Consider the following 6,487-nt stretch of genomic DNA (forward strand, 5'->3'; position numbering starts at 1 on the left):
ACCCCGCTGCCCGCCGACCACGCCCCCGAGCCGGAACGCGCCGACGCCCCGTAGCCACGTCGCTGCCCGTCAACAGGGGAGGGCTACGATCGGCCCATGTCTCGGTGGACGGGGTGGCGGAGGCGGACGGGGCGCTTGTGACGGAGCTGGTGGACGAGTCGAGCACGTACAGGCTTCCCCCGAACATCCAGGTCGCCACGCCGGTCGCGTCGGCCTCGGAGCCACTCGCCTCGGCGGACGAGATCTTCGTGATGAGGAAGAGACGCTTGCCGTTCTGCAGACCCTTCACGAAGGCGAGCGCCTGGTCGTACGTGCCTTCCACCGCGACTGCCGCAGGCACGACCGAGAAGTTCTGGGCGGTGACAGCAGGGTCGGTGACGAGCGGCGGCTCCGCCGCCGCGGAGGGCACAGCCGCCGGGGTCGGCGTCGGCGTCGCGGTCGGGGCGCTCGTCGTCGTCCCTCCGGGCGCGGTCGCCGCCGCGCTGCCCGTCGTGCTCGCCGTCGGCGCGTAGGCCGCGGCATCGCTGGTCGTGTACGACTGCACCTGCACACCGGCTGCCGTCGCGGTCGCGTTCAGCTCGTCGATGAAGGCGGGCAGGGCCGCTTCGTCCGGAACCGACGCCGAAAGGGCCTCGAGCTTGGCCTTCATCTGCGGCAGGGTCTTCGCCTGTGCACGCAGTCGGCCGAGCTCGACCCGACTCGATTCGTTCGTCTGCTCCACACTCTCCCGTTGCGTCCGGGCCTCCGCCGCCTGTGCGAGTTGCGGCTGGACGGCGAGGAAGTACCCCGCGGCCGCGACGACGAACATCGCGAGCACGGCGAGGAGCAGGCTCAGGCGGTTGCGGGTCACGGCTCAGTCCTTCTTCTCGGCGTAACGATCGTCGTACGCCTTTTCGTCGAGGTGGATCGTCATGTTGACCGTGTATCCGTCGCCTGCGGTGTTGCCCTTGGTGACGGAGTTCGCCGTGGCGTCCGTGAACCCGCGAAGATCCCTGAGCGCGCTGATCCAGGCAGGCACGGAGGGCAAGGTGGCGCTCGTCGCATCGAGGGTCAGGGTCGCGACCCGTTGCGGTTGCAGTGGGTCGTCGGACTGGGCGTACGGGTCCTCGGCTGTGGCGGAGTCGATGGTCACCGCCGTGATCACGACACCGTCCGGCAGCCTGTCGTCGATCGCGGCGAGCGTCGCGGACCAATCGATCTCGGTCGCCCCACCCACCATCTGCGCCGAACGGAGTAGGGCGCTTGCCGACTCGGTCGTCCGGACGTCCCGGAACTGCTGCTGCTGTTGCTGCAGCGACAGGGTCTCCGCCTGGGCCGTCGCGAGATCATCTGCGGCGGCCGACCGGGCGAGCGAAGCCGCCCCGGCGCCGATCCCGGCGACGAGCGCGACGAGGACGACACCCGCCCACGCCCGACGCACGTTGCCACGTTGGCGTCGGTGGACGTGTACTTCGGGCGGGAGCAGGTCGACACGGGGCACCCCGCCGATGACCAGCGGCTGCGTCCCCCGCGGTCCTCGGCGTGGGCGCCCCTCGACGGTTCCGCTCGCAGAGGGCCCGGTCTTGCGACGGCGCATCGGCCGGGTCGCGGGCGCAGCGTCGATGGTCTCGGTCATGCTGCACGACTCCCTGCCACGAGGCTCCAGGCGACGGAGATGGCGGCCCCTCGTTCTCTGAGGGCCTCCGCGGTGACGCCCCGCCCGAGCTGAGCCGTGACGAAGGGGTTGCCCAGGGCGACGGGGACCCGGGCCAACTCGCCGAGGCTCTCACGGAGCCCGGGGAGGGCGGCACCGCCGCCGACGAGGACGATGCCGCGGACGGGCTCCTCCGGGCGGGTGTTGACGAAGTAGTTCACCGTGTTCCGGATGCTCGCGAGGAGTTCACCGACCGCGGACCGTACGACGGCGACCGCGCGGTCGTCATCCCGGGTGACGGTTGCGCCAGCCATCCCGAAGTGTCGCTTCACAGCCTCGGCCTCTACGAGCTCGATGCTGAGCTGGGCGGCTATGGCGCGGGTGACGTCAGCGCCGCCAGTGGGGATGATGCGGACGAACTTGGGCAGGCCGTCGGTCGAGATGACAACCGACGTCGTCTCCGCGCCGCAGTCCACGATGGCGACCGTGCCGGACCCCGCGACCCGCGGTGCGAGCACCCGTGCCAGGGCGAACGGGATCAGGTCGACTCCGACGGGGTTGAGGCCCGCGAGCTGGACGGCCTGCACGTTGGCGAGGACCGCGTCCTTGATCGCGGCGACCAGGAGCCCGTTGACGACCGGTCCGCCCTCACCCTCACCCTCCGAGGTCGGGTAGAAGTCGAGGATCGCGTCGCCGACCGGGACCGGGAGCATGTCCTGCACCTGGAACGGCAACGACTCGCGGATCTGCGCGAGCGGGGCCATCGGTACGGTGAGGTCGCGGGACAGCACGCGCTGGTTGCCGACACCGAGGACGACGTCCTTCGACCGGAACTTCCCGAAGGCCCACAGGGACCGCAGTGTCGCAGCAACGGTGTTGGCCTCGAGGACCTCGCCCTGCTTGGTCGCGTCCTTCGGCGTCTCCACCTCGGCGAACCGCAGCACGGTGGGCCGCGGCTTGTCGACGTCGGAGACCTCGACGGCGCGGATCGCGTCCGCGCCGATGTCGATGCCGACGATGCTCTTGGCCATGTCGTTTCCTTCCGGGCCGTCAGGCCAGTCCGATGAGTCCGAGGTAGGAGTCCCAGAGCGTGGTGCCGCAGAACGCCCCGATCCACGCGCCGGCCACCATCCAGGGGCCGAAGGGGATGCCGGTCTTCCTGCCGGCTCGTTGTAGGACGATCAGGCCGATGCCGAAGGTACCGCCGAGCGCGAAGGCCGCGAAAGCACCCACTGCGAGGGGTCCCCATCCGAGGTACGCCAGGACCAGGCCGAGCGCGCCGGCCAGCTTCACGTCTCCGAGGCCCATGCCCTGCGGCGCGATGAGAGCGAGCACGAGGTACCCGAGCCCCATCGCGGTCATGCCGATGAGCGCCCGCAGGAGCGCACCCCAGTCGCCGGAGAGGGCACTCGCGACGGTGAGCAGCACCGCGAGCACCGGGTACATGGGGAGCACGATGCGGTCCGGGAGCCGGTGCTCCTCGAGGTCGATGAGCGTCAGCGCGACCGAGACGGCCACCAGGTAGAGGAGTCCGACCAGGACCACGAACGCGGCGGCCGTGTGCGGGCCGTCCGCTCCGGCGGACGGCAGGAAGCGCAGGGCCACGACGACGAACAGCACCGCCGTTGCTGCCTCGACCAGCGGATACCGGACGGAGATCGGCTCCGCACAGTCCCGGCACCGCCCGCGGAGCACCAACCAGGACAGCACCGGGACGTTGTCCCGGCTCCGGATCGGGGTGCCGCACCGTGGGCACGCCGATGCCGGCCGCACCACCGACAGCCCGGCCGGGACCCGGTGGACGACGACGTTGAGGAACGACCCGATCGCGAGCCCGAGCACCCCGACGAGGATCCCGGCGCCGAGGACCGGCGTCACGGGATCGCCGCGCCGTCGGCCGTGTAGGCGGTCTTCGACTCGACCTGGGTCGCGACCCGGTAGGTCGTCACGGTGGGCTGCGGGAACTTCGGCGGGGTGTACGTGGCGAGACTCGCGTCGTACTTGTAGTTCTTGTCGTACCCCTGACCGGTGGCCAAACCGACGGCACCACGGAAGTTCTGGGCGATGGATCCCTTGATCGTCAGGGCTCCCCGCCCCCGGGTCGAGCCCTGCGTCCAGTTCTGCACGACGAAGGTCCCCTGGTTCGACAGGATCGCCGCGTCGATCTCTCGGTCCTGGCCGGTGAGGGTGTTGCCGTAGGTGTTGATGGGGTTCCAGACCCAGACCGCCCGCTGCCCGATGAGCCCGAGCACAGTGGAGGCCGCACGCGTCGCGGGGTAGGTCACGTCGCCCGTCACGTAGAGGTAGTTCTCGGCGGCCACGGTGACCGCCTTGTCGACGACGCCCTTGACGAAGGCGTCGCCGCGGTCGCAACCGTACGGAGTGGAGACGTTCGCGTTGTTCCCGTTCACGGGCTCGACCTCGGAGGTGGTCGAGGAGTTCGTCGAGTACGGGAACCCGACGCCGTTCGGCTTCAACCGGGTCCAGCTGTTGGCGTACGAGGTCGCGTCGCAGGCGTTCGCGGTGTTCTTGTACTTCGGCGATGCGTCCCAGTAGTTCGGGTCCGGCGTCGTGCCGCTCGGCCGCGCGGCGGGCTCGTTCTGCACGTACACCAGGTTGTTCTTCGGGATCGGGATCGTGGCCCCGCCTGGGCTGTGCAGCGCGTCGACGTCCCCGCACTTGGCGGGGGCGGAACCCTTCGTGATGGTCGCTCCGGGGACCGCGGTCGCGCCCTCCACATTGGTCGCGATCGTCAGGGGTGACACGACGGTCATCGTGCCGTCACCGTTGAACGTGATCTTCGTGGGTCCGGTGAAGAGACACCCGGTGCCCTCGACGGAGTCGGTCGTGGTCTGGAGGTCACTCCGCATGGAGTCGCGGAGGTCGCCGATGGTCGACGGGGGCGTCAGGGTCGACGCGGTCGTCGGAGCGGAGGCGAACGACGGGGCCGCCGTGCCGCAGTCAGTGCTGTTCCAGCCGCCGACCGTCTGGACCGTGCTCTGGAACGTCGACCCGCAGATCTTCAGCTGGTCGTTGGTCCGCACCGGACCCTGCAGCAGGTCGTTCGGGCCGAACTGGATCTGCTGGCAGCTCGAGGTCCGGGCGGCGACGCGGTAGTCGCTCGTGCAGCTGGCGCCGCTCCGACCGGCTGTCTCGTTGGTCACGGTGGGATCGCCGGACTCGTAGTTGGTGAAGTAGAGGTAGTTCGAGAACCCGTCCGGCCGGACGTTGGCGACGACCGTCCGGGTCACCTTGCCGGCCCGACCCGTCGACTGGACACGGATGACGCCCTGCGAGCTGAGCTTGCTGTTGTCGACGGCGTACCGGAACGAGGACGGCCCGGCCACCCCGCCTGCGGTCGGGACGGTGACCCAGCGGCCGCCGGCGGACACCGGCTTGATGTCGAACGCCGGGTTCGCGTCCAGGCCCTTCGCGAAGGTGCTGCCGGTCGCCTTGCTGAACGCCGCGTCCGCCTGGCCGTACTGGCCGTAGGTGTTGTCGGCGTTGAGGTGCGACTGGTAGTCAGCGACCCCCGCGTAGGCGGCGTCGGCAGCCCGGGCCCAGTCGGTGTCGTTCGACGTCACGCGGGCCCCGCTGGTCGAGACGGACAGCATCGTGGCGACGAGGATCATCACCACCGCTGCGACGCCGACCACTGCAACGAGGGCGAACCCGCGCTCGTCGTCACGTTCGCGGAGCAACCGGGCAAGACGGGTCATCACGACGCTCCCATCACGATGTTGGCCAGGCCGACCGTGTTGGTCAGCGTGACGGCGTTCGGGTCGGTCACGCTCTTGCCCACGACCACGGTCACCGTGACCGCACGGACGTTGGGGAGGTCCGCCGCGGACAGCGGTGCACCCGGGTTGCCGAGGGTGTTGCCGCCGGCGTCCTTGAACGTGAAGAGCGTGGTGTTGACGGCGGTGGTGGCGAGGGACCGGGAGCTGGTCGGCGCGGCGCTCAGGACGGCGCCGGTCGCGAGCGGGAACGCGTAGTACGCGCTCGTCGGGGAGAGCTGCGTGCCCGCCCAGCGCGTCTCGGTCACCGACCGCGTCGTCGGGTCGAGTGTGAGTTGCACCTCGACGGCCTTCGAGAGCGTCGACTCGAGGTTCACGTAGGCGAAGAAGCGGACGGACGTCGGGCTCGCGTACTGGAAGGCGTACTGCGGGACGTCTCCGGTGGACACCGGGTTGTCGGTGGCCGCCCGCAGGGTCCGGCCGATCTCGTTCATGGCGTTCGCCGCGACGCGGGTGTTCTCGCTGACCGACCCGGCCGTGGCGGCCGCGCGCTGCGCCGAGATGAGAAAGGACGTCACCATCGTCAGGACGAGCAGCGAGAGCGTCGTGGCGACGAGGAGCTCGACGAGGGTGAGACCCGCGTCGCCCTGTCGGGAGCGCCGTGTCAGACGGTGCAGGCGCGTCATCACGATGCTGGCACCGTCCGCGGGTCGAGCAGCACGTCGGACCCGGAGACCGCCACGTAGACGTTCTTCGCGCTCGGTGTCGCGGACACGGTGGCGCTGTTCGTACCGAGGAGACCGACCGCCGTCGTGGTCCGGAAGGTCCAGGTGCCGTACGGCAGGGCGATGGTCGTCGCCTTCGCCGAGTTCAGCCCGGTGAACGTGTACGTCGTCGTGGGCGAGCACCCGGGGTCGCCGTTCGGCACCGCCGTGAGGTTCTTCGAAGTGGCGACGAGCACCGTGTCGAGGAGCGAGGTCTTGACGTCCACCACGCCCATCGGCAGGTTGACGACGTCGTTCGCGCCGGCGACCGTGCCCGTCTTCGGCACGAGCTTGGGGTCGGCGACCATCGGCTGCGACGGCACCGGTGCCGGTGTGGGGGTGGGGGTCGGGGT

7 protein-coding genes are annotated in these 6,487 nt (G+C 70.2%); all 7 read right to left on the reverse strand.

Annotated elements, in window-relative coordinates; all coding sequences use genetic code 11:
• On the reverse strand, positions 1-850 hold an 850-nt coding region (locus DEJ24_RS16380; protein ID WP_111079636.1), incomplete at its 3' end, for a type 4a pilus biogenesis protein PilO.
• Between the two features lie 3 nt (positions 851-853).
• Complete coding sequence (locus DEJ24_RS16385) at positions 854-1,615, reverse strand: hypothetical protein (protein WP_111079638.1); 762 nt, start codon at positions 1,613-1,615, stop codon at positions 854-856.
• On the reverse strand, positions 1,612-2,664 hold the full coding sequence (pilM, locus tag DEJ24_RS16390; RefSeq protein WP_111079640.1) for a type IV pilus assembly protein PilM: 1,053 nt from the start codon (positions 2,662-2,664) through the stop codon (positions 1,612-1,614). The genes DEJ24_RS16385 and pilM overlap by 4 nt, the downstream gene beginning before the upstream one ends.
• A 19-nt stretch (positions 2,665-2,683) precedes the next feature.
• Positions 2,684-3,511, reverse strand: coding sequence for an A24 family peptidase (locus DEJ24_RS16395; protein WP_111079642.1), 828 nt, complete (start codon positions 3,509-3,511; stop codon positions 2,684-2,686).
• Positions 3,508-5,352, reverse strand: a complete 1,845-nt coding sequence (locus tag DEJ24_RS16400; RefSeq protein ID WP_111079644.1) for a hypothetical protein — start codon at positions 5,350-5,352, stop codon at positions 3,508-3,510. The genes DEJ24_RS16395 and DEJ24_RS16400 overlap by 4 nt, the downstream gene beginning before the upstream one ends.
• On the reverse strand, positions 5,352-6,056 hold the full coding sequence (locus DEJ24_RS16405; RefSeq protein WP_111079646.1) for a hypothetical protein: 705 nt from the start codon (positions 6,054-6,056) through the stop codon (positions 5,352-5,354). The genes DEJ24_RS16400 and DEJ24_RS16405 overlap by 1 nt, the downstream gene beginning before the upstream one ends.
• Positions 6,056-6,487, reverse strand: a 432-nt coding sequence (locus DEJ24_RS16410; RefSeq protein ID WP_375334719.1) for a hypothetical protein, incomplete at its 5' end; no start/stop codon positions are given. The genes DEJ24_RS16410 and DEJ24_RS16405, both read right to left, overlap by 1 nt.

This window comes from Curtobacterium sp. MCPF17_001, from assembly GCF_003234615.1.
Lineage (GTDB): Bacteria > Actinomycetota > Actinomycetes > Actinomycetales > Microbacteriaceae > Curtobacterium.

Coding starts and splice junctions, on each gene's coding strand:
- DEJ24_RS16385 (WP_111079638.1), bottom strand. CDS start 1,615: ATGACCGAGACCATCGACGCTGCGCCCGCGACCCGGCCGATGCGCCGT.
- pilM (WP_111079640.1), bottom strand. CDS start 2,664: ATGGCCAAGAGCATCGTCGGCATCGACATCGGCGCGGACGCGATCCGC.
- DEJ24_RS16400 (WP_111079644.1), bottom strand. CDS start 5,352: ATGACCCGTCTTGCCCGGTTGCTCCGCGAACGTGACGACGAGCGCGGG.
- DEJ24_RS16405 (WP_111079646.1), bottom strand. CDS start 6,056: ATGACGCGCCTGCACCGTCTGACACGGCGCTCCCGACAGGGCGACGCG.